General features: G+C 46.8%; 23 protein-coding genes. 8 read left to right on the top strand and 15 right to left on the bottom strand.

The window, feature by feature from the left end; genetic code table 11:
* The first annotated feature begins 40 nt into the window (after positions 1-40).
* Positions 41-265, top strand: coding sequence for a VF530 family protein (locus tag E2I14_RS02820; RefSeq protein WP_133325191.1), 225 nt, complete (start codon positions 41-43; stop codon positions 263-265).
* 17 nt (positions 266-282) lie between these two features.
* On the opposite strand, the gene E2I14_RS02815 is transcribed toward E2I14_RS02820, so the two are convergent.
* The 9 genes from E2I14_RS02815 to pstS form a co-directional block, all read right to left on the bottom strand.
* Positions 283-2,703, bottom strand: a complete 2,421-nt coding sequence (locus E2I14_RS02815; protein WP_133325189.1) for a PAS domain-containing sensor histidine kinase — start codon at positions 2,701-2,703, stop codon at positions 283-285.
* Positions 2,704-2,891: 188 nt separating this feature from the next.
* Positions 2,892-4,139, bottom strand: a complete 1,248-nt coding sequence (locus E2I14_RS02810; protein ID WP_133325187.1) for a dicarboxylate/amino acid:cation symporter — start codon at positions 4,137-4,139, stop codon at positions 2,892-2,894.
* Positions 4,140-4,483: 344 nt separating this feature from the next.
* The gene (phoR, locus tag E2I14_RS02805; RefSeq protein WP_133325185.1) at positions 4,484-5,776 is read right to left on the bottom strand and encodes a phosphate regulon sensor histidine kinase PhoR; all 1,293 of its coding nucleotides are present in this window, start codon (positions 5,774-5,776) and stop codon (positions 4,484-4,486) included.
* A gap of 152 nt (positions 5,777-5,928) precedes the next feature.
* On the bottom strand, positions 5,929-6,618 hold the full coding sequence (locus tag E2I14_RS02800; RefSeq protein WP_133325183.1) for a response regulator: 690 nt from the start codon (positions 6,616-6,618) through the stop codon (positions 5,929-5,931).
* Positions 6,619-6,635: 17 nt separating this feature from the next.
* The gene (gene phoU / locus E2I14_RS02795) at positions 6,636-7,340 is read right to left on the bottom strand and encodes a phosphate signaling complex protein PhoU (protein WP_133325181.1); all 705 of its coding nucleotides are present in this window, start codon (positions 7,338-7,340) and stop codon (positions 6,636-6,638) included.
* Positions 7,341-7,398: 58 nt separating this feature from the next.
* A complete protein-coding gene (pstB, locus tag E2I14_RS02790) occupies positions 7,399-8,190 on the bottom strand; it encodes a phosphate ABC transporter ATP-binding protein PstB (RefSeq protein WP_133325179.1) in 792 nt (263 codons plus the stop codon).
* 13 nt (positions 8,191-8,203) lie between these two features.
* Entirely contained in the window at positions 8,204-9,064 is an 861-nt protein-coding gene (gene pstA / locus E2I14_RS02785) for a phosphate ABC transporter permease PstA (protein WP_227544581.1), read from the bottom strand.
* Positions 9,065-9,108: 44 nt separating this feature from the next.
* Positions 9,109-10,041, bottom strand: coding sequence for a phosphate ABC transporter permease subunit PstC (gene pstC / locus E2I14_RS02780; protein WP_227544580.1), 933 nt, complete (start codon positions 10,039-10,041; stop codon positions 9,109-9,111).
* 191 nt (positions 10,042-10,232) lie between these two features.
* Positions 10,233-11,288: a phosphate ABC transporter substrate-binding protein PstS gene (pstS, locus tag E2I14_RS02775; protein ID WP_133325175.1), complete on the bottom strand. Its 1,056-nt coding sequence runs from the start codon at positions 11,286-11,288 to the stop codon at positions 10,233-10,235.
* Positions 11,289-11,710: 422 nt separating this feature from the next.
* Here pstS and ppk1 point away from each other — a divergent pair, with 422 nt between their 5' ends.
* A complete protein-coding gene (gene ppk1, locus E2I14_RS02770; protein WP_133325738.1) occupies positions 11,711-13,795 on the top strand; it encodes a polyphosphate kinase 1 in 2,085 nt (694 codons plus the stop codon).
* A 22-nt stretch (positions 13,796-13,817) separates the two neighbouring features.
* The gene (locus E2I14_RS02765; protein ID WP_133325173.1) at positions 13,818-14,291 is read left to right on the top strand and encodes a SixA phosphatase family protein; all 474 of its coding nucleotides are present in this window, start codon (positions 13,818-13,820) and stop codon (positions 14,289-14,291) included.
* A gap of 61 nt (positions 14,292-14,352) precedes the next feature.
* Here E2I14_RS02765 and E2I14_RS02760 read toward each other — a convergent pair whose 3' ends face one another.
* The 3 genes from E2I14_RS02760 to E2I14_RS02750 all read right to left on the bottom strand — a co-directional run bounded on the left by E2I14_RS02760 (position 14,353) and on the right by E2I14_RS02750 (position 17,252).
* Complete coding sequence (locus tag E2I14_RS02760) at positions 14,353-15,111, bottom strand: GNAT family N-acetyltransferase (RefSeq protein WP_133325171.1); 759 nt, start codon at positions 15,109-15,111, stop codon at positions 14,353-14,355.
* A 166-nt stretch (positions 15,112-15,277) separates the two neighbouring features.
* The gene (gene lolD / locus E2I14_RS02755; RefSeq protein WP_133325170.1) at positions 15,278-15,997 is read right to left on the bottom strand and encodes a lipoprotein-releasing ABC transporter ATP-binding protein LolD; all 720 of its coding nucleotides are present in this window, start codon (positions 15,995-15,997) and stop codon (positions 15,278-15,280) included.
* Entirely contained in the window at positions 15,990-17,252 is a 1,263-nt protein-coding gene (locus E2I14_RS02750; protein WP_227544564.1) for a lipoprotein-releasing ABC transporter permease subunit, read from the bottom strand. Before E2I14_RS02750 ends, lolD begins: the two co-directional genes overlap by 8 nt.
* A gap of 45 nt (positions 17,253-17,297) precedes the next feature.
* Here E2I14_RS02750 and E2I14_RS02745 point away from each other — a divergent pair, with 45 nt between their 5' ends.
* Both E2I14_RS02745 and recJ read left to right on the top strand, forming a co-directional pair.
* Positions 17,298-18,293 (top strand): hypothetical protein, encoded by a 996-nt coding sequence (locus E2I14_RS02745; RefSeq protein ID WP_133325166.1) that lies wholly within the window; start codon positions 17,298-17,300, stop codon positions 18,291-18,293.
* A gap of 9 nt (positions 18,294-18,302) precedes the next feature.
* Positions 18,303-20,027, top strand: a complete 1,725-nt coding sequence (recJ, locus tag E2I14_RS02740) for a single-stranded-DNA-specific exonuclease RecJ (protein WP_227544563.1) — start codon at positions 18,303-18,305, stop codon at positions 20,025-20,027.
* A gap of 120 nt (positions 20,028-20,147) precedes the next feature.
* Here recJ and E2I14_RS02735 read toward each other — a convergent pair whose 3' ends face one another.
* Complete coding sequence (locus E2I14_RS02735; protein WP_133325164.1) at positions 20,148-20,909, bottom strand: hypothetical protein; 762 nt, start codon at positions 20,907-20,909, stop codon at positions 20,148-20,150.
* A gap of 343 nt (positions 20,910-21,252) precedes the next feature.
* Here E2I14_RS02735 and E2I14_RS02730 point away from each other — a divergent pair, with 343 nt between their 5' ends.
* From E2I14_RS02730 to E2I14_RS02720, 3 genes are all read left to right on the top strand, one after another.
* On the top strand, positions 21,253-21,504 hold the full coding sequence (locus E2I14_RS02730; RefSeq protein WP_133325161.1) for a hypothetical protein: 252 nt from the start codon (positions 21,253-21,255) through the stop codon (positions 21,502-21,504).
* A gap of 71 nt (positions 21,505-21,575) precedes the next feature.
* A complete protein-coding gene (locus tag E2I14_RS02725; RefSeq protein WP_133325159.1) occupies positions 21,576-22,913 on the top strand; it encodes a sensor histidine kinase in 1,338 nt (445 codons plus the stop codon).
* A 156-nt stretch (positions 22,914-23,069) separates the two neighbouring features.
* Entirely contained in the window at positions 23,070-23,816 is a 747-nt protein-coding gene (locus E2I14_RS02720) for a LytR/AlgR family response regulator transcription factor (RefSeq protein ID WP_133325157.1), read from the top strand.
* 115 nt (positions 23,817-23,931) lie between these two features.
* Here E2I14_RS02720 and phaR read toward each other — a convergent pair whose 3' ends face one another.
* Positions 23,932-24,486 carry a polyhydroxyalkanoate synthesis repressor PhaR gene (gene phaR / locus E2I14_RS02715; protein WP_133325155.1) on the bottom strand — a complete coding sequence of 185 codons (555 nt, stop codon included), beginning with the start codon at positions 24,484-24,486 and terminating at the stop codon, positions 23,932-23,934.
* 323 nt (positions 24,487-24,809) lie between these two features.
* On the bottom strand, positions 24,810-25,550 hold the full coding sequence (locus E2I14_RS02710; RefSeq protein WP_133325153.1) for a 3-ketoacyl-ACP reductase: 741 nt from the start codon (positions 25,548-25,550) through the stop codon (positions 24,810-24,812).
* Positions 25,551-25,552 lie beyond the last annotated feature (2 nt).

Here is a 25,552-nt window from a genome sequence, read left to right as displayed (position 1 = left end):
GAGATTGTTAAAATCACGCATTCCCTTTTCGACTGCCCTTATGAACGCACCAAGTAACCCACTGCAAGGCAAAACATTAGAAGCCATTTTGACCGACTTGGTGGCGCACATTGGCTGGGACGAGATGGCCCGTGCAGTTGATATACGCTGCTTTACCCATGAACCCAGTATTTCATCGAGTTTGAAATTTTTACGCCGCACGCCGTGGGCGCGGGAGAAGGTGGAAGCGCTTTACGTGCAACACGTCAATCAAGGTCGGGTTTAATCGCTCGGCGTTTTCGTTTAGACCAACGCGCTGCGTTTTTCAACGCTAGTTACGTTGGGCGCGACTAGCGGCAAGAGCATCATAAACGCGGTGCCGCGCCCTGCTCTGCTGCTCACTTCAATTTGCCCACCCAGCATTTTCTTGACAATGTTGTGCACGATATTTAAACCGAGCCCCGTTCCGCCACGGCCTAATTTGGTGGTGAAGAACGGGTCAAAGATCCGATTTAAATGGTTTTCAGGGATTCCTTTTCCATCGTCCGAGAATTCAATGGCAACGTAGTTATGCTGCAAAATTGCGGTCAAGGTCATCGTGCCGGATTCGGCGCCTTCAAAGGCGTGCAGCACCGAGTTATTGATGAAGTTAGAAATAATCTGCTCAATCGGTCCAGGGTAACTATCCATCACGATGTATTCAGGAATCGTGATATCCAAGCGATACGGCGTTTTGCGCAGCATCGGCATGAGCAGCGCGACGACTTCATTAATGACTTGGTTGAGCTTAAAGGTGCGGCGCTGTTCACTAGTTTGATCAACCGCTACTTGTTTAAAGTTGGTAATCAATTCGCTCGACCGATTCAGGCCGCGAATCAAAATATCCATGCCGGTTTTATTGTCCGCGATGTATTTACTCAGGCTCGATTTACGTATCGTACCGTTAGTGATTTCGACTTCTAGCTCATTGCATTGGTCGCGCATGGTGGTGGCAACCGTTAAGCAATTGCCGATTGGAGTGTTAATTTCATGCGCTACCACAGCCACAATATCGCCCAAGGCGGTGAGTTTTTCTGAACGCACTAATTCGGTTTGAGCTAGCTGCAAGTTATGCATAGTTTGCGCTAAGTTGCGGTTAGTTTCTTCTAATTCGGCGGTACGTTCTTCTACCCGTTTTTCTAGTTGGTAGTTCAATTCTTGCAGCGCCTGCTCAGCATGCAATTGCAAGGTGATGTCGCGCGCAATGCCTAAGAAACCGACGATTTTACCCATGCCATCCAAAACGCGGGTAACGGTTAGCGAGACTTTTAAGCGATCACCATTTTTGCAAATATAAGTCCAATTACGTGTTTCCGAGCCCTGCTTGGCCGGAATAAGCATCAGCACTTCTTGCAAAGGAATCTCACGCGAAAACTGATGGCTTAATTCTTGGCTGCGCAGCTTGAGTTCGTCTTTGTCATGCACATCAAGGCGCAATGGCTTACCGATCGATTCGCGTGCGCGGTACCCTAGCATTTTTTCTGCGCCGCGATTAAACATCTGCACGATGCCGTGGATATCGGTGGCAATAATGGCGATTTCCGACGCGGCGTCCAACACATAATTTAACTGGCGGTTAGCGTGCGCGACGGCCGCTTCCACCAATTTACGGTCGGTGATATCACGACAAATAATAAGCACATGGTAGGCGTCGTCGATTTCTAACAACGATGCCGAGACCAATACATTAATTAAGCTGCCGCTCTTGTGCTTGATAATTGTTTCGTAATTGGTCAACGCACCTTTTTGGATCAACTGATTTTGCCAGTCGTTGCGCTGCTCGGATGTGATGCCCATATCCACATCGTTCATGGTTTTACCGACCAATTCGTCATAGCTAAAACCGGTCATTTTTTCTACGCCTACGTTGGCGTAAATCACGTAGCCGTCGGACATGCGCGATAACAGCATAAAGTCAGGGACGGAATCGATCACATTCAACATCCGCTCAGCAGTTTTGCGCTCGCTTTCTTCGCTCTTTTTCAGAGCCTGGATTTCATTTTTTAAGGTGTCGGTAATTAAGTTGATAGCAAAGCCAACCCGACCGATTTCGTTGTCGTCAAGATAGTCGATCGAGACGTCATAATTACCTTTTAAAATTTCTTTGGTGGCGTTTTCTAAGGTTTTTAAATGACGCCCTAAACGGCTAGCGACAAACCAGAAAAACAACACACTAATCACAACCGCCAGCAGCGACAACATCAATGTTTTCAGGGCTAATTCGGTCTGCGCCTTGACTTTATAGACCGTGGTTCCGCCAAACATAATTTGACTATAACCGCTGGAAAATACCGGCGTGGTGGAATCAAAACGGGGAAGTTTATTAGGAAGTTTAGCTACTGCTGAAGTGACCGCACTCAACTCAGTTTTTGGCGCCAAAGGGGCGCCGGGCCAACCTTTTTGATCGACTAAGCGGCTGTTTTTATCGAACAATAAAACGTAGGCCGAGCTATCTGGAATCTGGCAACTAGAAATAATGCTGCTAACGGAATCGGTTTGAACTTCAAGACTGCGATGGACAATTTCGTTGGTTAAACAGGACTTTAGATTTTGTAATTGATGTTGTGCGATTTGCTCTAGATAGTCATTACTAATATTGAAATTAACGCCGGCGATAATCACCAAGGCAATAATTTCTAGTAAAACGCAACCAGTAATGACTTTCCACTTTAGAGAAATTCTCATAACACCATCATCAACAGAGTAAGCACGATCCGACACCACCACAGAATTAGCCTACGTTAAAAAGAGATCAAGCGAATTGCACAATCAATTATTTTGGGCAATTAAAAAGCAACAAAACACAGAATGATTTGTTGCTTCAACTCGGGCAGCGTGGCACACCTTGTAAGCATGCGCTCTGCCCCTACACATCAACCCAGTTCGCGCTTCATCGTTGCTACATCAAGTTCTTTTTCCCATTTGGATACAACAATGGTTGCGACGCCATTACCCACAAAATTAGTGAGTGCGCGGCATTCGCTCATGAAACGATCAATACCCAAAATCAAAGCCATGCCAGCGACCGGAATTGTTGGAACGACGGCTAAGGTCGCAGCTAAGGTCACAAAGCCTGCGCCAGTAATGCCCGCAGCGCCTTTTGAAGTCAACATCGCCACAAATAAAATGGTGAGTTCTTGCGATAAAGTCAGATCAGTGTTGGTTGCCTGCGCGACGAATAAGGCTGCCATCGTCATATAGATATTCGTGCCGTCAAGGTTAAAGGAGTAACCGGTTGGAACCACCAAACCAACAACCGATTTAGAACAACCGAGCTTTTGCAGCTTTTCCATCAAGGACGGCAAACCACTCTCAGATGAACTTGTGCCGAGCACGATCAGCAGTTCTTCCTTGATATAAACCACAAAGCGCCAGATTGAAAAACCGGTAAAACGAGCGATCAATCCCAAGACGATAAAGACAAATAAGAAGCAGGTCAGATAAAACGATCCCATCAATTTTGCCAATGGCAGTAAGGCTGCAATCCCGTATTTACCGATCGTAAACGCCATCGCACCAAACGCGCCAACCGGTGCGGCCTTCATAATTAGATTAACCACCGAAAAAATCGCTTTCGATACATCGTCGATCAAATGCAGAACTGGTTGGCCCTTTTCACCGATGGTCGAGAGCGCAAATCCAAACAAGATCGCGATTAGCAGTACTTGCAGAATATCCCCATGCACAAACGCGCCGACAAACGTATCGGGGATGATATTCATGATGAATTCAACGGTGGTAGGAAGATGCGCTTTGGTTGTGTATTGCGCGATCGAACTAGTATCGATAGTGGCTAGATTGGCGTTGAAGCCAGCGCCAGGTTGAATGACATTGGCGACGATCAAACCAATGACAAGTGCGAAAGTCGAGACAATTTCAAAGTAAATCAGCGCTTTACCACCAACTCGCCCTACTTTTTTAATGTCTTGCATTCCAGCAATTCCGCTTACGACGGTGCAGAAAATCACTGGGGCAATAATCATTTTGATGAGTTTGATGAATCCATCACCGAACGGTTTTAATTGAACGCCCACGTCCGGCTGCAGCATCCCAATTAAAATTCCACAAAAAATCGCAAATAAGACCTGAATATATAGAATTTTATAGAATGGCTTTTTCATTTTATTTTGTCGTTTAGGTTACCGAAGCAATGTCTCCGCGCATGCGCTCTATTATGATTAATTTTCCGTAAGGAATCGCAAGAAAATTAATATATAACAACACTTATTTTAAATTAAATTTCACTGGTTCAACTAAATAGTTCAGTGGATAGTGAATAAATGCAGAATCAAATTGCTAATTAGTGTTAATTCGCTACGTGAATTAGGCCAAAACAATAGTTGAACAACAAGCCTAAGTTGTTCAGCAGTAAATTACCCGACTGAAGCCGATCAATAAAAACAGCCAAAAACAGCAAAGCTGCGTTTGGCTCTTACTCAAGCAGTCAACAAATTGGTCAATAACGTTACAAGATCGCGGCCTCAATCGGGAATTGTAGGGCAAACGTGCTGCCCACATCGGGCGTGGAATCAATGGTCAGTTGGGCTTTATGGCGCAGTGCCACATGTTTGACAATCGCCAAGCCGAGTCCGGTGCCTTGGGTTTCGCGCGAACGACTTTTATCCACGCGATAAAAGCGCTCGGTCAGCCTAAATAAATGTTCGGAACCGATGCCAATGCCGCTGTCTTTCACCATGAACTTTGGACCCGCTTCGGTATTAGTCCAGCTAATAGTGATGTTGCCACCAGCCGGTGTGTAGCGCACGGCGTTTGAGACTAAGTTACTGAAGGCACTGCGCAGCTCATCCATGCTACCCATTAAATCAGGGCCTTCGTTGATGAAGGTCAGCGGATGTTTTCCCATCGACAATCCGTTCATATCGGCCACCAATTGTTCCATCAGCGCCGTCATATTGATGTGCTCGGGCCGAACCGGAAAATCAACCGATTCCAAGCGCGTTAAAGTTAACATGTCGTCGACCAAGCTTTGCATCCGATGCCCTTGCTCAGTCATTAGCTTTAAATGCGCGGTACGCGTCTTTACATCCAAATCGGGTTGCATGGAGGAAATTTCCAAGAAACCGTTAATCACGGTCAGTGGAGTACGCAATTCATGCGATGCATTGGCGATAAAGTCGCGCCGCATCATGTCGATCCGCTCGCTCTCGGTAATATCGTGGGTCACCAAAATCTGGCGGCGATTTTCAAATTGAATAATGTGTGCGATCAATTTGCGATTGCGGTGTGAGATCACCAAAGGCTGCTCAAAGCGTCCCAAAATGATGTAATCCATAAATTCTGGACTACGTACCAAATTGGTGACGCGCATGCCTTTATCGCGCGTCATATCCAGCCCCAAATGCTGTTCTGCGACCGGGTTGCACCATTCCAAAAACAGCACGTCGTCCATAATAACCACGCCATCCGGCAGCAAAGTCATCGCTTGGCGGAAGCGGGTTAGCCATTCGGACAGTTCTAATTGGTTCTTCTCATCTTCGCGTCGCATGCGATACAGGCGCGAAAAAATTTCGGTCCAAGCGCCCCACCCGTCAGGCAACTTGCAACTCTCGGGTTTATCGAGCCACAGCGATAGTCGATATAAATAATGGAGTTGCAGGCCGATCAAAATAATCAAGCCCACGCAGATTGTGGTCGCAAACCAAAACGATCCCCACAAATAGCCAACCACAATCGCCCCAATCAATACGATAACCATGCGGATTAACGCGGGGACCCAAAAAACAATTAAGGAGCTCATTTATATTCTCTTTTTACTGGCTAACCAAGTACTATTCCCTGGCAGATGTGAACCACAATCAGTCTAAAACAACTTCAATCGTGCTCAATCATCCGCCCAATAAAAAAGGCGCGCAAGGTTTCCCGTCGCGCACCTGTTCTTATTTTTCTATTTTATTTTTCCGACAGCATATAACCAACACTGCGCACGGTTTTAATTAATGATTCTGAGTTTTTTAACACTTTACGCAAGCGCAAGACATGCACATCCACGGTACGTTCTTCAATCACAACGTGATCGCCCCACACTTTATCGAGTAACTGGCTGCGTGAGAACACGCGTTCTGGATGCGCCAAGAAAAATTTCAATAATTTAAATTCAGCGTGACCAATGTCCACTCGTTGATCGTTTAACGTCACCGAGCAGCTAACGGGATCAAGCACGATCGGGCCAGCAGACAAAACGCCTTGGCCGTGTTCTGGTGCTTTACGACGCAGCACCGTTTTAATACGGGCTGTCAATTCCCGCGGCGAAAATGGCTTGGTGACATAATCGTCGGCACCGTTTTCTAGACCAGCGATTTTATCTTCTTCCATGCTCTTGGCGGTGAGCATAATAATTGGTAAGCCACTGAACTGACGATCCGAGCGAATTTTAGACAACAAACGGATACCACTTTGATCGGGCAACATCCAATCCAACAACACCAACTGCGGCATGCGGCGGGTAATAAAAGCCCACGCATCAGCAGTATTGTTGACCGCGTAGGTTTCCCAACCTGCAGCGCGCAAGGTAAAGCTGACTAGCTCTACAATGGCTGGCTCGTCTTCAACGATTAATATGGTCGCTTTATCTAAACTCATTTTTTTCCAGTGTTATTTTAATTACCGTCAACGTGAGTTGCGGCGTAATCGCTATGGCGAATATCTTTTCCCTCGACGATAAAGATGACATGCTCAGCGATATTTTTTGCGTGGTCACCAATACGTTCAATCGCTTTGGCAATCCACAAAGCATCCAACGCTGGCGAAATCGTGCGCGGATCTTCCATCATGTAAGTGATCAAATTACGCATTACAGCGCGGAAGTCTTGATCAATGATGGCGTCTTTGGCGATTAATTTCACCGCTTGTTTTTCATCTAAACGCGCCAGCGCATCTAAGGCGTCGTGCAGCATATTGCCAACTTGGGACGCTAAACCACGAACTGCATCGTAGTCGTTAAAAATCATCACGCCACGTTGCGGATCTTTGCCTTGCGCGATACGGGCGATTTTTGTCGCTTCGTCACCGATACGCTCCAAATCCGTAATCACTTTGACAGTTGCCATGACGGTGCGCAAATCATTGGCCGCTGGTTGACGCTTCAAAATCAAATGACGGCAGGCATCGTCCAAATCGACTTCCAACTGATTCACGCCAGAATCGGCGGTAATCACGCTGGCGGCCAATTCAGCATTGCCGCTACGGAAGCTAGCAATCGCGTCATGGAATTGATTCTCAACCAAACCGCCCATGAGCAAAACTTTGGAACGTAGGGTTTCCAAATCGGCGTCGTACTGCCTTGAAGAGTGTTCACCTGTCATTGCGATTTCCTTGAAAGTGTTGAAACCAAATAGTTTTCAATATTATTTAAACGACGAATTAACCAAAGCGACCAGTGATGTAATCCTGTGTTTCTTTCTTCACTGGATTCATGAACACCTGATCGGTCACACCGGCTTCGACTAATTCACCCAAATACATATAGGCCGTGTAGTCCGAGCAACGCGCGGCTTGTTGCATATTGTGAGTCACGATGGCGATGGTGTAATCGTCTTTTAATTCGTTGATCAATTCTTCGATTTTGGCGGTTGAAATTGGATCAAGCGCTGAAGTTGGTTCATCAAGCAGTAACACATCAGGTTTAACCGCTACGCCGCGCGCGATACACAAACGTTGTTGCTGACCGCCCGATAAACTCAAACCACTCTTATTCAATTTGTCTTTCACTTCACCCCATAAAGCGGCTTTGTTGAGCGCCCATTCAACGCGCTCATTCATCTCGCCTTTGGACAGGTTTTCATATAAGCGCACACCAAAAGCGATGTTGTCGTAAATCGACATAGGGAACGGTGTCGGCTTTTGGAACACCATCCCAATTTTGGCGCGCAACATATTGATGTCTTGATCGGCGTCGAGAATGTTTTTGCCTTTATATTCGATTTTTCCTTCGGCGCGTTGGCCAGGATACAAATCGTACATACGATTTAAGGTCCGCAACAACGTCGATTTACCGCAACCCGATGGGCCGATAAAGGCGGTTACTTTTTTGTCTTTGATCGACAAATTAATATTTTTTAGACTCTTGGTCGCGCCGTAATAGAAATTCAAATTAGAGATTTGCAGCGCCGCTGGTAATGCATCGTGTGCTAAAGCTTGTTCTGTAGGAGGCATAGTTTTTCCTGATTTAACCTTGAATTTTTTGACTAAATAAAGTGCGCGACAAAATATTTAAACCCAACACGCTCAACGTGACCAGCAACGCGCCACCCCAAGCTAATGCACGCCAGTTTTCATACGGACTCATGGCAAATTGATAGATCACGACGGGCAAATTGGCCATCGGCTTATTCATGTCTGCATTAAAGAATTGATTGTTTAACGCGGTGAATAATAACGGTGCAGTCTCACCAGAAATCCGCGCGACCGCCAACAATACGCCGGTAATCACACCCGCTTTAACTGCACGCAAACGCACCAAAATCGCCACCTTCCAACGTGGCGCACCGAGTGCAAACGCTGCTTCGCGCAAGCTACCGGGAACCAATTGCAGCATATTGTCGGTGGTACGGACAATCACTGGGATTGCGATTAACGAGATAGCAATACTGCCAGCCCAGCCCGAGAAGTGATTCATGTTCGCCACAAAAATGGCATACACAAACAAACCAATTACAATCGAAGGCGCCGACAACATCACGTCAGTCACAAAGCGAGTTAATTGCGCGAACCAGTTTTCATCGCCGTATTCGGCTAGGTAAATCCCGGCCAAAATACCAATCGGTGTACAAATTAATGTCGCAACGCCAACCATCAATAAACTACCAACAATCGCGTTAAGTAAGCCGCCACCTGTAGCGCCCGGTGGCGGAGTAGATTCGGTCAACATGCCGATATTAAAAGCGTTAAAGCCTTTCATAAACAACGTAAGCAAAATCCACAACAAGAAGAAAATACCGATCGTCATCGCTAAAAATGACAAGGTAATACCAATGCGGTGAGTCAATAACCGGCGTTGATACACACCGTTGTTAATCGATTTATCCATTACTCGCGCGGTGCTTGAAATTGAATTAGGGTTAGTAGAGGCCATTATTTTTTACCCTCATTTTTTTGCAGGCCTAACAGCATCAATTTAGCTGCGGACAACACGATTAAGGTAATCACAAACAAAATCAAACCTAAGGCAAACAAAGAGGAAACATGCAGCGGCGTATCGGCTTCACCAAACTCGTTGGCTAGGGTTGAGGCAATACTGTTACCGGCCGAAAATAGCGACCAAGAAATACGATTGGCGTTACCAATCACAAAGGTAATCGCCATTGTTTCACCCAAGGCACGACCCAATCCAAGCATCACGCCGCCGACCACACCAATTTTTGTGTAAGGCAAAACAATCTTGCGGACAACTTCCCATTTAGTGCAGCCCAAACCGTAGGCCGATTCTTTCAAAATACTAGGCACGACTTCGAACACGTCGCGCATCACGGAGGCGATAAAAGGAATAATCATGATCGCCAAAATAATCCCTGCCGCCAAAATACCAATCCCGATCATCGGGCCTTGAAACAATTTACCGATGCCCGGCACGTTACCTAAACTACCCGCCAACAGCGGTTGCACATGATCGGCAAAGAACGGCGCAAAAATAAACAAGCCCCACATGCCATAAATAATACTTGGCACGCCGGCTAATAATTCCACGGCGGTTCCCAGTGGGCGCTTCAACCACGCCGGGCAAATCTCAGTCAAAAATAAGGCGATACCAAAGCTCACTGGGAAGGCGATCACTAGCGCGATCAGTGAAGTTGTTAAGGTACCGAAAATTGCGATTAATGCGCCGTATTGGTCATTAACCGGATCCCACTCAACGGTGGAAATAAACTTAGGGCCAAACTCATGCAAGGCAGGCCACGCGCCTTTTAATAACGAGGCAATAATGCCCAACAAAACCAGTAAGACACTCAACGCAAAAACAAATGTCACCTTGTGAAATATAAAATCGCCCAACTTATGCGAGCGCATAGCGGGCGGCGTTGAGTCTGAATGCGCTTTAGTGGCAGCTGACTTAGCAACCTCTTCAACGTTCAATTCATTTATCGAGTCGGGTGTCATGGTAGGTGAACTATTCATAAACTTAAGTTAGCGATCAAATTTAGCTGTGTTAAAACCCGACATCACGCTGCGCGATGCCGGGTTCTTCATCTAACTAAGAATTACCAGATTGCCTTACCGCTTGCATCTTTGATTTCTGCTTTCCATTTTTCTTGCACCAACTTAACTACTGCTGCTGGCATTGGAACGTAATCCAAATCGTTAGCCATTGCGCCACCGTTTTTGAATGCCCAGTCAAAGTACTTCAGGATTTCTTTGGCTTTCTCAGCATCAGCTTGTTGCTTGTACACGAGAATGAACGATGCACCAGTTACAGGCCAGCTTGCTTTACCAGATTGGTTGTCCAGGATGATGTTAAAACCTGGAGTTTTAGCCCAATCCACACCAGCTGCAGCAGCTTTGAAACTGTCGTCGCTTGGCTCAACAAAGTTACCGTCTTTATTTTTCAATTGGGTGTAAGTCATTTTGTTTTGTTTCACAAACGCATACTCAACATAGCCAATTGCGCCCTTTTGTTGAGTCACACTTGCTGCCACGCCTTCGTTACCTTTGCCGCCCAAACCAACCGGCCATTTAACTGCTTTAGCTGCGCCAACAGTGGTTTTGAATTCGGCATTTACTTTGGACAAATAGTCAGTCCACAAGAAAGTCGAACCAGAAGAATCGGAACGATGCACAACAACGATATCCAATGCAGGCAATTTAATGTCTGGATTCAATGCAGTGATTTCTGGTGCATTCCATTTAGTGATCTTGCCCAAATAGATGCCAGCAATGACGTCACCAGTTAATTTCATCTTGCCAGGAGCAACGCCGTCGATATTGACCACAGGAACTAAGCCGCCCATAATTGCTGGGAATTGTGTCAAGCCTGCAGCATCCAATTCTTCAATCGACAATGGATCGTCAGTCGCGCCAAAATCAACTGTTTTTGCTTTGATTTGCTTGATACCGTTACCTGAACCAACGGATTGATAGTTGATGCTAGTGCCAGTCGATTTCTTGTAGGCATCAGCCCATTTTGCATAAACTGGGTAAGGAAACGTTGCACCAGCGCCGGTAATTTCAGCAGCGTTTGCAACCGCGAATGTCGCGCTTGCGCTAACCGCAAAAATAATTGGGGCGATGAATTTAACTACTAAAGGTTTGATTTGCATATTCTCTCCGAGAAAGACACGATTTGTGGGGAAAACGACTAATGCACTACAACGTACAAATTTGAAGGGGCAGTGATTTAATTAATTTCGCGCTAACTTTACAGTCCATTTATGACAGGAATGTGACACTAAATGTTAAGAATATAGGCTTGTAATATTTAACCAGACTAATCTCTGAGAGCACTTATAACAAGGGCAAATTATCCTTTATTTTGCGCTAAGTTATTGCAATTAAAGGAATTATTGATTTGTCACAGTAATGTCATAAATCAAATCTACAATCTTCGGCAATAAACATAAAGGTAGTCATGAGCACATCGCGCATTGTTAAGCAACCGACAATAAAAACTGCACGTAGCAAACAAAAGCCGCCCACCAATCCTGGTAAAAAGCCATCGCAAACAGCAATTAAAAAACAAAAAATGAGCATAACTCCGGTCAAAAATGATGTCGTCGAAAAGAAATTGGTTCCATTTTTAGATCGTGAGTTATCCCAGATCGCGTTTAACTGGCGGGTTCTGGCTCAGGCTGAAGACAGCTCAGTCCCCTTATTAGAACGTCTGCGCTATTTAAGTATTGCCAGCAGCAATCTAGATGAATTCTTTGAAGTGCGAGTTGCCAGTTTGTTAGCTCAACATGGCAACGCAGGCAAGCTGCCACCGCAATTAAGGGCGACCTTAGAGCAAATTAGTATCGAAGCGCATCGCATTGTTGATCGCCAATACGAAGTACTCAATGACGAAGTCCTGCCACAATTATCTGCCCACGGCGTTCACCTATTAAGACACAACGATCGCAATCCAGCCCAACGCGCTTGGGTCAAAGCGTATTTCGAGCGCGAAGTGCGCCCTTTATTGACGCCAATCGGTTTAGATCCGGCGCATCCGTTCCCGCAAGTTGTTAATAAAAGTTTAAATTTCATCGTCTCGCTTGCTGGAAAAGATGCTTTTGGTCGTGGCACAGCGATTGCGATCGTCAAAGCGCCACGGGTATTGCCGCGCATTATTCGCTTGCCGGATGAGTTATCCAATAAGAAAGGCGCATCGATCTGCCTTCTGTCTTCGATTATTCATGCGCATATTGATGATCTATTTAATGGACGCGAAGTGGTGGCCTATTCGCAATTCCGATTAACCCGCGATAGCGACCTATGGGTGGATGAGGATGAAGTCAAAAATCTGCGCTTAGCATTGCAAGGCGAATTGCAAGGACGTCAATTTGGCGCTGCGGTGCGTTTGGAAGTGGCTAAAAACTGCCCGCCTAACTTGTCCAAATTCTTGCTCGAGCAATTTAACTTAGATCATTCGCGTTTATACGAAGTCAACGGCCCAGTTAATTTGGCGCGTTTGTCTGAAATCGGTGATTTGGTCAATTTGCCGGATTTACGCTTCCCAGCGTTCTATGCGGACACATCGACGCCCTATTCCCAATCCGATATCTTCGCCGCCTTACGCAAACAAGATATATTGCTGCACCATCCCTACCAGACCTTCCAAACTGTCATCGATTTTGTCCGCAGCGCTGCGGCTGATCCGGCAGTGGTGGCGATTAAACAAACGATTTATCGCACCGGCATGAATTCCGATTTGATGGAAGCCTTGATTAGTGCTGCGCAAGCCGGTAAAGAAGTCACCGTGATTTTGGAGTTGATGGCGCGCTTTGATGAAGAAGCCAATATTAACTGGGCTGATCGCCTGCAACGCGCCGGCGCGCAAGTAGTGTACGGCGTGGTCGGATTAAAGACGCATGCAAAGTTGGCGTTGGTCATTCGTCGTGAAGTAGGACATCAATTACGCTGCTACGCACATTTAGGTACCGGCAACTATCACGCCACGACGACCAAGTTTTACACCGACTTTGGTCTCTTGACCGCGCACCCAACGATTGCCGCGGAAGTCAACGAAGTCTTTATCCACTTGACCAGCTTAACCAAGCACAAGAAATTCCAATATTTATGGCTGGCGCCATTTTCATTGCAAAACCAATTGGTTCGCTCGATTCGCAATGAAGCGCGCATTGCCAAGTCCGGCAAACCTGCGCGCATCATTGCCAAAATGAATGCCTTGTTGGATGAATCGGTCATCAAAGCGCTTTATGCGGCATCCAACGACGGAGTGAAAATTGACCTGATTGTGCGCGGTGCGTGTGCGTTGCGCCCTGGCGTTCCGGGCTTATCTGAAAATATTACGGTGCGTTCGATTGTCGGTCGCTTTTTGGAACACAGCCGGATTTTTTACTTCCGCAACGATTTGGCGCACGACACGTATTTATCCAGCGCCGATTGGATGAACCGCAACTTGTTCCGCCGCATCGAAGTCGCCTTCCCGATCTTGGATAAAAATCTCAAAAAGCGCGTTATGGAAGAAGGCTTACTGCCCTATCTCAAAGACAACACCCACGCTTGGATTTTGGACGAAGATGGCACTTATAGCCGCCGCAAGAGCCGCGCTCAGCCTTTCAGCGCTCAACAGTTTTTAATGGAAACACTAGGACAAAATCCAGATTAATCCCATCACAAAGGCAACTTAAATGGATCTGATTTTATGGCGTCACGCGCAAGCCGAAATGCTCAGTGAAGAGTTGCCAAGCAAAACTGATGGCGAACGCAAGCTCACCACCAAAGGCCATAAACAGGCAGCGAAAATGGCGCTGTGGTTGGGCAGCGTTCTGCCAGATACAACCAAAATTTTGGTGAGCCCTAGCCAGCGCACCATTCAAACCGCCAACGCTTTGGGACGCAAATATAAGATCGTTCCCGAAGTCGGAACCGAAAGCACCGCCGACGATATTTTGGCAGCCTGCAATTGGCCACACAGTAAAGAGCCGGTGTTAATCATTGGCCACCAGCCGCATTTGGGCGAAGTCGTGACGAGACTGATTCCGAGCTATCAACATTGCTCGATACGCAAAGGGAACGTTTGGTGGATTAGTCAGAAAGAAAGTGAAGACAATCCGGCGACATTTTTAAAAGCGATTATGACGCCCGAACTGATCGTGAAATAGACCGGACAAGTCAATAAAAAAAGCCAGTAATCCGTTGAAAGATTACTGGCTTTTTTGTTGTTTAGTCTTTTAGATAATGGCGCGAATAACGGCCGTCTAAGTTTTCTAATGGCAGCAACAAGAACAAATCAGCGCAATGGAAATCAGGATCCCAAGCCGGCTCACCGCACACCCAAGCACCTGCGCGCAAGTAACCTTTGAGTAAAGGCGGCACGCTTTGGTTAAAGCTCGCGTCGTCATCGCCACTCAATGGGAACGGTAATAAAGGTGTTACGCGGTAATCGATAGGCGCAAAATCTTCTGGCTTCAAATTATTAAAAATCGCATTGGCATTCATACCGCCATCGGCCAAGCTAATTGAAGCGCAACCGACTAAATAATTGCATTGTTCACGGCGCATAAATGCCGCTAAACCAGCCCACAACAACATAATCACTGCGCCGCTGCGGTAATCAGGATGAATGCACGCACGGCCTGCTTCAGCGATTTGATCGCGGATATGGGCAAAACGGGATAAATCGAATTCGGCTTCGGAATAATAACGACCGATCTTGCGCGCCGAATGTGGCCCTAGAACGCGATAGGTTCCCACAATCTTTAGTGTCTTCGTATCGCGTACGATGAGGTGGTCGCAATAATCATCGAACTCGTCTTTATCCAAACCTTCGGAATTCTCAAGGGCCGACAAACCCATCGTTTCGATAAAAACTTTATAACGCAAACGTTGCACTTCCCGCACTTCTTCGGGCGTGCTGGCGAGGCTAAGCGTTAATTTTGAAAAACTGGTGTTTTGTTCTGAGGTCGAGGTAAGTAGGCGCATAGTCACGTTTTATTAAATTAGACCTGCATAGACTACCGAGCGAATACTTCAAGTTAATGACGGCTGTATTTCCAAATTATGACAAATTGCCATTTTTGCGAAAATTTGGATTTAACAATAAAAAAGGCGCGAATAGCCGCGCCTTGTTTGCTGAAGAATTAACACTTTATTGCAGCGGTTCTAATCCTTTGGGCGTCAATTTCAGGATCCGATCACAACGCGCCGCCAAATCCATGTCATGCGTGACAATTACAAAAGCCGTGCCAGAATCACGCGCCAAGGCCAACATCGAATCGAAAATGTGTTGCGCATTTTGCCTATCGAGATTGCCGGTTGGCTCATCCGCTAAAACGCACGCAGGTTTGCTAACCAAGGCACGCGCCAAAGCAACGCGCTGACGTTCGCCACCCGATAATTCGCCGGGAACGTGGGTAATACGATGTCCCAGACCGACATGTTCCAACATTAATTTTGCTTGTTCTTGCGCCAATTTATTCGGCATACGACGAATTAATAAGGGCATCGCGACATTATCTAGGGCGGAAAATTCAGGCAATAAATGATGAAACTGGTACACAAAACCCAAGGCCACATTGCGCAAATTACCGCGCTCCAATTCCGACATGCGTGAGAAATCGTGCCCCAATAATTTAACCCAACCGTCGGTGGGCGTATCCAATCCACCAAGTACATGCAGCAGAGATGATTTACCGGTTCCCGAGGCGCCGACAATTGCAACGCGCTCGCCACGCTTAACCTGCAAATTAACGCCAGACAACACCGGAACCGCGAAGGCGCCATCACCGTAAGTTTTGGCTAAGTTAGCGCACTCCAATACGATCTCGGATTCTTGATTCATAGAATTACTATTGATGTGATTATTCATAACGCAGCGCCTCCGCAGGCTTTACGCGAGCTGCACGCCAGCTTGGATAAATGGTGGACAGCAAAGCAAACAAAAACGCCATGCCGCCGATGTAGGCCACATCATCCCAATGCAAATCCGATGGAACGCTGGTGATGAAATACACGCCTTTGTCCAAAAACTGCACGCCAAACAAATGCTCAATAAAGCTCACGATTTGCGGGATATTGAGCGCAATAAGCACACCAAACCCCACTCCCAACAAAGTTCCCAAGGTGCCAACCATTGAGCCTTGTAACATGAAAATTTTCATAATTGAATTTGGCGAAGATCCCAAGGTACGCAGAATAGCAATATCGGCTTGCTTGTCGCGCACAGTCATCACCAGGGTGGATACCAGATTAAATGCGGCCACGGCGATGATGAGCGTCAAGATAATGAACATCATGCGTTTTTCCGTTTTAACGGCCGAAAAATAATTACGATTTTGCTGCGACCAGTCGCGCAACATTAATGCGCCGCTCAACGTTGTCGATAATTGTTGCGCGATTTGCGGCGCTTGTAATAAGTCGTCCACCCGCAAGCGCACGCCGGTCGGCCCATTTAGGCGAAATAATTTTTCTGCGTCGCTTAACTCGATAAATACAACGCCCACATCGTATTCATAATGACCCGCTTCAAAAATACCGGTTACGGTGAACGGCTTTAAGCGCGGTGCAAATCCGGCGGGTGTCATTTGACCTTGCGGCACGGCCAAGGTGATTTTGTCGCCCAGATTTACGTCGAGCGCTTGTGCTAAATCTTTGCCAATCACCACGTTGAATTCGCCGGGTTGTAAGCTGGACAAGCTGCCGCGTTTAATTTTGCTGACCACATCTGATACCGAAGGCTCCTGCTCGGGCGAGATGCCGCGCACCACCACGCCGCGCATATTGTCATTAATAATTAGCGCTTGGCCATCCACATACGGAGCTGCCGCTTTGACATGCTGGTTGAGCAATGCTTCGCGTGCCGTCGTTTGCCATTCGGTCATCACACCGCCAGCATCGCTGATCTCGATGTGCGACACTACCGACAACATGCGGTCGCGTACTTCTTTTTGGAATCCGTTCATGACTGACAGAACAATAATGAGCGCCGCGACACCCAAACCGATACCGGCCATGGAAATTAATGAAATAAATGAAATAAAACTATTGCGTCCACTGCGCCGCCCAGCGCGTGTATAACGTAAGCCTATCTGCCATTCGTAAGGCAGTTTAGTAAGAAATTTCAATGTTGCCTCCTGAGAACAGCCCGCAGTGTGCCATATAATAACGCCATGAGTCATCCACAAATTCTTATCCCCTTTAGCCTTCCCCCTGCCGAACATGCCAAAGACTTGGTCAAGATGTTGGCGTCCGAAACAGGTGCGGACGGTTTAGCCTTGCTACTAGCAAGAAATAAATCCCGAAAAATCACCCGCTTTGATGATTTCTCGCCCTTGTTACCGCACGAAGATTGGCTTAGTAAGCACGCCATCGAGCAAAGACAGCCAAGCCAATTATTGCAGTTAGCATCACAATTAGGCGTTCGTCTGCCCGCGGGGTATTGGTTTATCTTTAATCCGATTCATTTGCACATCGCCAGCAATCATCTAGTACTAACCGACCAACGCCAACTGAATTTATCCGAGCCAGACGCACAGCAGTTATTCAATAAAGCGCAGACACTGTGTGCTGAGGTGGGAATTGAACTGGTATATGGATCGCCGTCAACCTGGTTCTTACGTGCCGATGATTGGTCGGATTTTGTCACCGCGTCGCCCGATGCAGCGTGCGGGCACAATATTGAAATCTGGTCTGCCAAAGGCAGCAAGGAACTGGCTTGGCGCAAATTGCAGAACGAAATTCAGATGGAATGGTTTATCCATCCGGTACAAGAACAGCGCGCTATGCAGCGCGAAAAGCCGGTCAACGGTGCTTGGCTTTGGTGCGGCACACAAATCGGCACAGGGTTTATTCCAAATCCAACTAATGCCGCAGCGAGCAAGCCAACAAGTATTGAACAATTCATTCAAGCGCCACAACTATTGGTATTGGATCAGCTCAGCGAATCCGCTTTAGCCGGCGACTGGAGCACGTGGGCCGCGCAACTGATAGAGCTGGAAAAAAACTGGTTGAAGCCACTCGCGCAAGCGCTGAAATCTGGTCAGCTAAAACAATGTGACCTGTATTTAAGCCACAGTAGCGCGTTGATGCGTCTAGAACTATCGCGCTCTGCCCTGCGTCAGTTCTGGCGTAGCCCGTCTTTAAAACCACTTATCACGCCAATTTAACGTCTATCCATGAGCAATAATCTAGCAGCCAAAACCAGTCAAATCCGCACCCGCCCGAGCTTATTTCGCGAATCCGAAATGCTGCGTCAACAAGGTGTGCATCCCGTTTTGGCGCGCTTATATACCGCACGCGGTGTGACAAAGTTAAGCGAATTGTCTTCCGAATTAAACGCATTAATCTCGCCCAAACAACTCTTGCACATTGATGCTGCCGCAGCGTATTTAGCCGATGCGATTGCAGCCAACAAGAAAATGGTGATTGTGGCCGATTACGATTGCGATGGCGCTACTGCCTGCGCGGTTGGCTTACGCGGACTTCGCATGCTCGGCGCGCAGGTCGATTACATCGTGCCGAATCGTTTTGAATACGGCTACGGCTTAACTCCAGAAATCGTTGAACTCACTCAGCGCACTACTTCGCCCGACATTATCGTCACCGTCGATAACGGCATCGCTAGTATCGAAGGCGTGGCCGAAGCCAATAAGCGCGGCATTGACGTGGTGGTGACCGACCATCACTTACCGGCCGCCACCTTGCCGGATGCACGCGTGATCGTCAATCCCAACCAACCGGAGTGCGGCTTCCCAAGTAAAAATCTAGCTGGCGTCGGCGTGATGTTTTACGTGTTGCTCGCTTTGCGCGCCGAATTACGCAATCGCGGGGTCTTTGATGTGAGCAACCAACCTAAATTGGATACCTTGCTTGATCTGGTGGCATTAGGCACGGTAGCTGACGTGGTCAAGCTGGACGCCAACAACCGAATTTTGGTTGCTCAAGGTTTAAAACGTATGCGCGCCGGAAAAATGCATGCCGGCGTCGCCGCGCTATTTCGCGTTGCGGGCCGCAATCCGAATACAGCAACTCCGTTTGATTTAGGTTTCGCCGTTGGCCCACGACTTAATGCTGCCGGTCGCATGGACGACATGAAAATCGGGATCGAGTGTTTAACAACGGATGACGAAGGCCGCGCTTGGGACATCGCGCAGCAATTAAATAATCTCAATCTAGAACGCCGCGCCAAAGAAGCTGAAATGCAAGATGCGGCACTGTTGCTGCTCGATCAGTTTGAAGCGCAAGACAGCACTACTCTGTGCGTGTTCGATGAAAGCTGGCATCAGGGCGTTATCGGCATTGTCGCTTCGCGTTTAAAAGACAAGTTCTATCGCCCCACCATCACCTTCGCGCCCGGCGGCGATGGCGTGATCAAAGGCTCTGGCCGTTCCATCCCCGGATTCCATTTACGCGACGCGCTCGACCTGGTGTCTAAGCATGTTCCCGGTCTGATTCACAAATTTGGCGGTCACGCGATGGCGGCTGGCTTGACTATTGGCGCTAACGATTTAGCTACCTTTCAAGCGGCGTTTGAACAAGTCGGCAAACATTTGTTAGAGCCGGCTCAGCTAGAACGCATCGTAGAAACCGATGGAATTCTTGAAGATAATTACTACACGGTGGATTTTATCCATCTTTTAGAACAACAAGTCTGGGGCCAAGGCTTCCCTGCCCCAACGTTTAGCGACGAATTCCGATTGATTTCGCAGCGCGTTTTAAAAGAGCGTCATCTCAAATTGATGCTAGAAAAAAACGGCCAACGTTACGACGCGATTTGGTTTGGGCATACCGATAATTTACCGGCGAGAGTGAAAGTGGCATTTAGACTCGACGCCAATGAATATAACGGCGTTACTCGGGTTCAATTACTGGTTGAACATATTGAGGGGCTTGATAACTAGGTGCTTACTTGACCATATCAACCCTTGGTTAGAATCAACAGACTGAAAAGCAGCATCGCACAAATTAAAAACCCGCTGACTGGCGGGTTTTTTAGTCCTACGTTTAATCAAGTAGTGCGCTCATTGCTTATTACCGACAAACACCAATCCAGCGCTTCGACCGGAGTTTATTGCGACCGAATAGAAAATCTTGCGACTGGAGTCGAAAAAAGCATGCCCAAACATTTTTCCCACACCAATTGGACAAGACGCTCCCATATACGAAATTGATACCTGATAGACATTACCGGAGCTGTGCGGCGCTGCTGAGCCATACACACTGCAACCGTATCCGCCGCCATTGACCGAACCGTCCGGACCGATAATCAAATTAGTGCTGCTGGTATCAATATATTCTCCTTCCACTGTTGCTACCGCCCCTTTGTATGAACCAGCAATAGCCGCTAATGTGGGTCTAGCCTCGTACGCATAATTATAGGTACTGGTAAATCCGACTTTTTGACTGGCGGAATAATTAACTGTACCGCTCAATGAGCGTTTAGCGGAAAAGTTAGCGGAAACAGTGGCCTGCGCCGCTCCATAGCCAGCAAAATTCACATCGATTGCATTGGTAGAATAAAACGTACCTTTTGAAGTAACGCCATTACCGACAATCACCCCATAAATGCTGTTAGAACCAGGGGCACTATAGAAATTATAAAAAGTCCCATCCTCCAAAATTAACGATGCAATATCGGCGCCAGAGTTAGTTGAGCCGGTCCAAAGACCGGCGGCGCTTTCCCTGCTTGGTGGCTGATTAGCGGAGGAATCTCCCCCGCCACCGCCACAGGCCGATAACAGTAATAACACACTCAAAGCAGCCATAAATCCAGTCGCTTTCATCACCACCTCCATTTAAATTAATAAAAAAATAATTTTATAGTAATTGCTATTTTTTATGTCATTTTTATTAATTTTTCGTCGCTTCAATGAGGGTAAATAAGCAGTCCGACTCGACTACAAACTCACCAGCCCCTCCCAGGCCAGTCCACGCAGCAACCGAACTTGAGGATTGATGTGTCACTTCGCCCCGGCAACAACACAATTCATGCCTTACCCAGTGCCAATCCCGATCAAAAAAAGCAGCTCATCCCCATTTTTTTGCAGACTGTCGCATTCCTATGACACGGCATGGAGCACTTGATTACAGTGACACCATCAAAACAGCCTTTAACGGGAGAACATCATGAAACGATTTAGCCAAGCACTTGCGCTCGTTGCAGTGACCACCCTTTTTGCTACCGCCTTCACCACCAGTACTTTAGATCAGCATGTCGATGCCTATTCAGCATTGACGCGGCCACAAACCAAGGTTGCCCAAGTTGTCGTGGTTGGAAAACGCATGACAGATGCAGAAAAGCTGCGCTACGACATTGAATTTGCGCAAACAGCAGGCCCTGTAATTAAGCAAAATAGAACGCTCATTGCCGTAAAATGAGCGACTTAAAAAGTAAATGACACACGCTTTACACACCATAACAACAAACAAGATCACCTAAGGTGGACATCATGAAACAGCCAATTTTTATACTAATCAGCGAATTCCTCACCAGCTTGATTAACAACTTAAAACGTTTTTTTAACGCGGTCACCATTTGGGTCACCGATTTATCGTGGATGAAGTTTTTCTTGTTCGCCATCGTCGTCATGATTGTTGGCGGGATTACCCAAAGCCTGATTTCCACCCAAGAACAAAAAATTGTCATTTCCAAATCAGCCAGCACGCCCGGCGGCAAACGCATCACCAACCGCGACACGCAAATCGAGATCAATGATTCCGGTATCAATATCAGGAAGAACAAAAAATTACCCGAATTAACGCCTCCAGCTCCGCCTGCACCGCCAAGCGTGCCAGCGCTACCGAATGATTTAAAAACAGCTTCAGAAGCATTGGCGCAAGCATCGAGGAGCATGAAAGAGGCGAAGAAATCAGCGCAAGACGCCACCGACGACGCATCCGCCAATAAACATGGCACTACACCGAGCGACGACGAAATCAATGTGCGTCTGCCACCCGGTGTAAGCGAAGACATCAGCAATGCTATTGACGAAGCAGTAGCCGACGCGAGCGAACAAGAAGTCACCAGCTATCGTAAAGAGAAAACCGATTGGCTTATGAGCTTAATCATGATTTCTTTGGTCAGCTTGTTCGGGATTAAAGCCTTAATGGGCGGCAAACGTCGAGCAGAAATTTTGGCCGAAGCGGCCAAAGAAGACGCTGAAAAACAAGCGCTGCATCGGCAAGTCGCCGAAGCCAAGATGCAAATGATGCAGGCTCAAATTGAACCGCACTTTTTATTCAACACCTTGGCCTCGGTTGAACACTTGATTGAAACGGATCCACCACGCGCTTCGGCCATGCAACGCAGTTTGATTCAGTACTTGCGGGCAGTGATTCCCCAAGTGCGTGAGAACACCAGCAACACCAATTTGGGCCGTGAAGTCGCGATTGTGAAAGAGTATTTAACCCTGCTGAAGATGCGCATGGAAGAACGCTTAGAGTTTTCAATCTCGATTCCCGAAGGACTGAATTCAGCCACCTTCCCAACCATGATGCTGCAAACCTTGGTAGAGAATTCCATCAAACATGGCTTGGAACCCAAAGCCGAAGGCGGGCAAGTAAGCATCACTGCCGAAGTTGCTAACAATAAGCTGCGTGTTTGCGTGAGTGACAACGGACTTGGATTTGGCGCAGTTCCTAGTAACGGCACAGGATTGGGATTACAAAATATTCGTGAACGTTTAGCGCTGTTTTATCAAGGCAACTGCCAGTTCATCATTACCCCCAACCATCCAAGTGGTGTCGCGGTAACGATAGAAATTCCGTATCAAGTGGCGAAGGTTTAACCGCAAATTCAGTAATTAAGATCAAGTTTCCCGGTAGGTACTGTTGTACTTTGGATAGAGCATAGAAATATGCTCTATTTTTTTCGAAAAAATTATTGCTTAACAACAAAACTAAAATACAATTTAACCCAATTTAACAACCGACAACTTTAGCTCATGCCAACCGCCATCATTGCCGACGACGAACGACTCATGCGCGATCAACTGATTTTGCGCCTCCAACAAGCATGGCCAGAATTAACGATTTTGGCGCAGGCCAAAAATGGTGAGGAAGCGGTTGAGTTGGTCAATCAGCACAAACCGGATTTTGCATTTTTAGATATTCGTATGCCGGGTAAAACGGGGCTTGAAGCTGCTCAAGCCATTGCTGGGCAGGCGCATATTGTTTTCATCACCGCCTATGATCAGTACGCGGTCGAGGCCTTCGAACACGGCGCGATTGATTATGTCTTGAAACCTGCCGACTTAGATCGCCTTAGCTTGACGGTGCAGCGGCTCAAGAAAAGAATTAGTCAAACTCCGAACGACATGAGCAGCTTGATCGAACAACTGAGCAAGCAGATCGCGCACAAGCCCAGCTATTTGCAATGGATACAAGCCTCGATTGGACAGGAATTGCGTTTATTTCCGGTAGAAGAAATCCTGTTTTTTCAATCGGACGAGAAATACACACGGGTTCAAACGAAGACCGTGGAAGCGTTAATTCGAAAGCCAGTGCGCGAATTAGTCGAAGAGCTGGATCCAGCGCTATTTTGGCAAATTCATCGTTCAACGTTAGTCAACGCCAAGGCGATCGACGGCGTGATCCGCGATATGCGTGGTCGCCATTTAGTGCAAATTAAAGGATTAACCGAGAAGTTAGAAGTCAGTCGCAGCTACGTACATTTATTCAAACAAATGTAAGCCGCGCTGATGGCCGAGCAATACCAGGTGATTTAATTTTCTTACCGAAATAAAAAAAAGCGATGTTGCTAACATCGCTTTTTTTATGCAGATTTTGGGTGCCGCTTAGATATTGTTATTTCGGTTTATTTTCTGTTCCAAACGGGAATGCGGTAAATATCCCTAGCGCTTTATTCTGCATCTGTTCTTGCATCTGCACGAACAAGTTTTTACTTTGCTCAATGTAGTTACCCATCATGCCTTGCATCATCGGGCCTTGGATATTCATAAACTGCGTCCACATTTCTGGGCTAAACGGTTTACCGTCATAGCTTGCCAACGAATTCTCCGCCAGTTTGTGTTGGATATCGATAAAAGCTTGGATATTTTTTTCTAAATAATTGCCCATCATGCCTTGCATGGCATGACCGTAGTAGCGAATGATTTGCGATAACACTTCGCTCGAAAACATCGGCGATCCGCCGGCTTCTTCATCCAAAATAATTTGTAGCAAAATGCTGCGGGTTAAGTCTTCGTTCGTTTTAGCATCAACAACTTGGAAATTGTCGCTATCCATCACTAATTGTTTTACGTCGGACAAAGTGATGTACGTGCTCGTCTGCGTGTCGTATAAACGTCGATTAGGGTATTTCTTAATTAAGTGCTCGGTAGATTTTTTTGCGCTGCTCATGGTTATTCCAATGATTTTTTCACTGTCTTAACAAGACAGAAGAAAAGTTGGTTAATCAAAATCGACCTTGGATTGATCCGTGTCTCGTTTTGTACTTATTAATTAACGTTATTGCGTACGACAACTGTTAATTTTTTTTGCATTTACTGTCTGGGAATTATAACAATGCTTATCCATTTATCGCGATTATTTTACCGCAGTGCAACTTTAGAACAACTGATTTACAAAATTAAATTTTAAAAATAACAACTAAGACTGCGTGTCACGCAAGAAAAAGGGAGTATTACCGCGGTATTACTCCCTCAATCTCAACACAATGCGACTTAGCCCATGTGCAAGCCGCCATTAATTGAAAAGTCAGAACCGGTTGCATAACCACCTTCATCGGAGGCAATCCAAGCAACGATGGAAGCAATTTCATCTGGCTCTGCTAAACGCTTAACCGGAATACCAGCAACAATTTTTTCTAACACATCAGGGCGAATCGCCTTAACCATGTCAGTGCCTACATAGCCTGGAGAAACGGTATTGACAGTCACACCTTTTGTCGCGACTTCCTGCGCTAACGCCATTGAAAAACCGTGCAAACCTGCTTTAGCAGTCGAATAATTGGTTTGACCAAACTGGCCTTTTTGACCATTAACCGAAGAAATATTGATGATACGACCCCAACCGCGCTCGACCATACCGTCAATCACTTGCTTAGTTACATTGAACAACGAATTCAAATTCGTATTGATGACAGCATCCCAATCTTCGCGTGACATCTTGCGGAACTGACCATCGCGCGTGATACCCGCGTTGTTGACCAATACGTCGATCTCGCCGATTTCTGCACGCACTTTTTCAAACGCCTCTTTGGTTGAATTCCAGTCCGACACATTACCTTCCGAGGCGTGTACGTCAAAACCTTCTTCGCGCATGGATTTTAACCATGAATCTTTACGCATTGAATTTGGCCCGCATCCAGCAACGACGGTAAAGCCATCTTTACACAGCCGCTTGGTAATTGCTGAACCGATTCCGCCCATACCACCAGTTACATATGCAATGCGTTTTTTCATTT

The organism is Sapientia aquatica (genome assembly GCF_004358105.1).
GTDB lineage: Bacteria > Pseudomonadota > Gammaproteobacteria > Burkholderiales > Burkholderiaceae_D > Solimicrobium > Solimicrobium aquaticum.
Note: the sequence above shows the minus strand (reverse complement) of the source record. Positions and strands in the feature narration are given on the sequence as shown.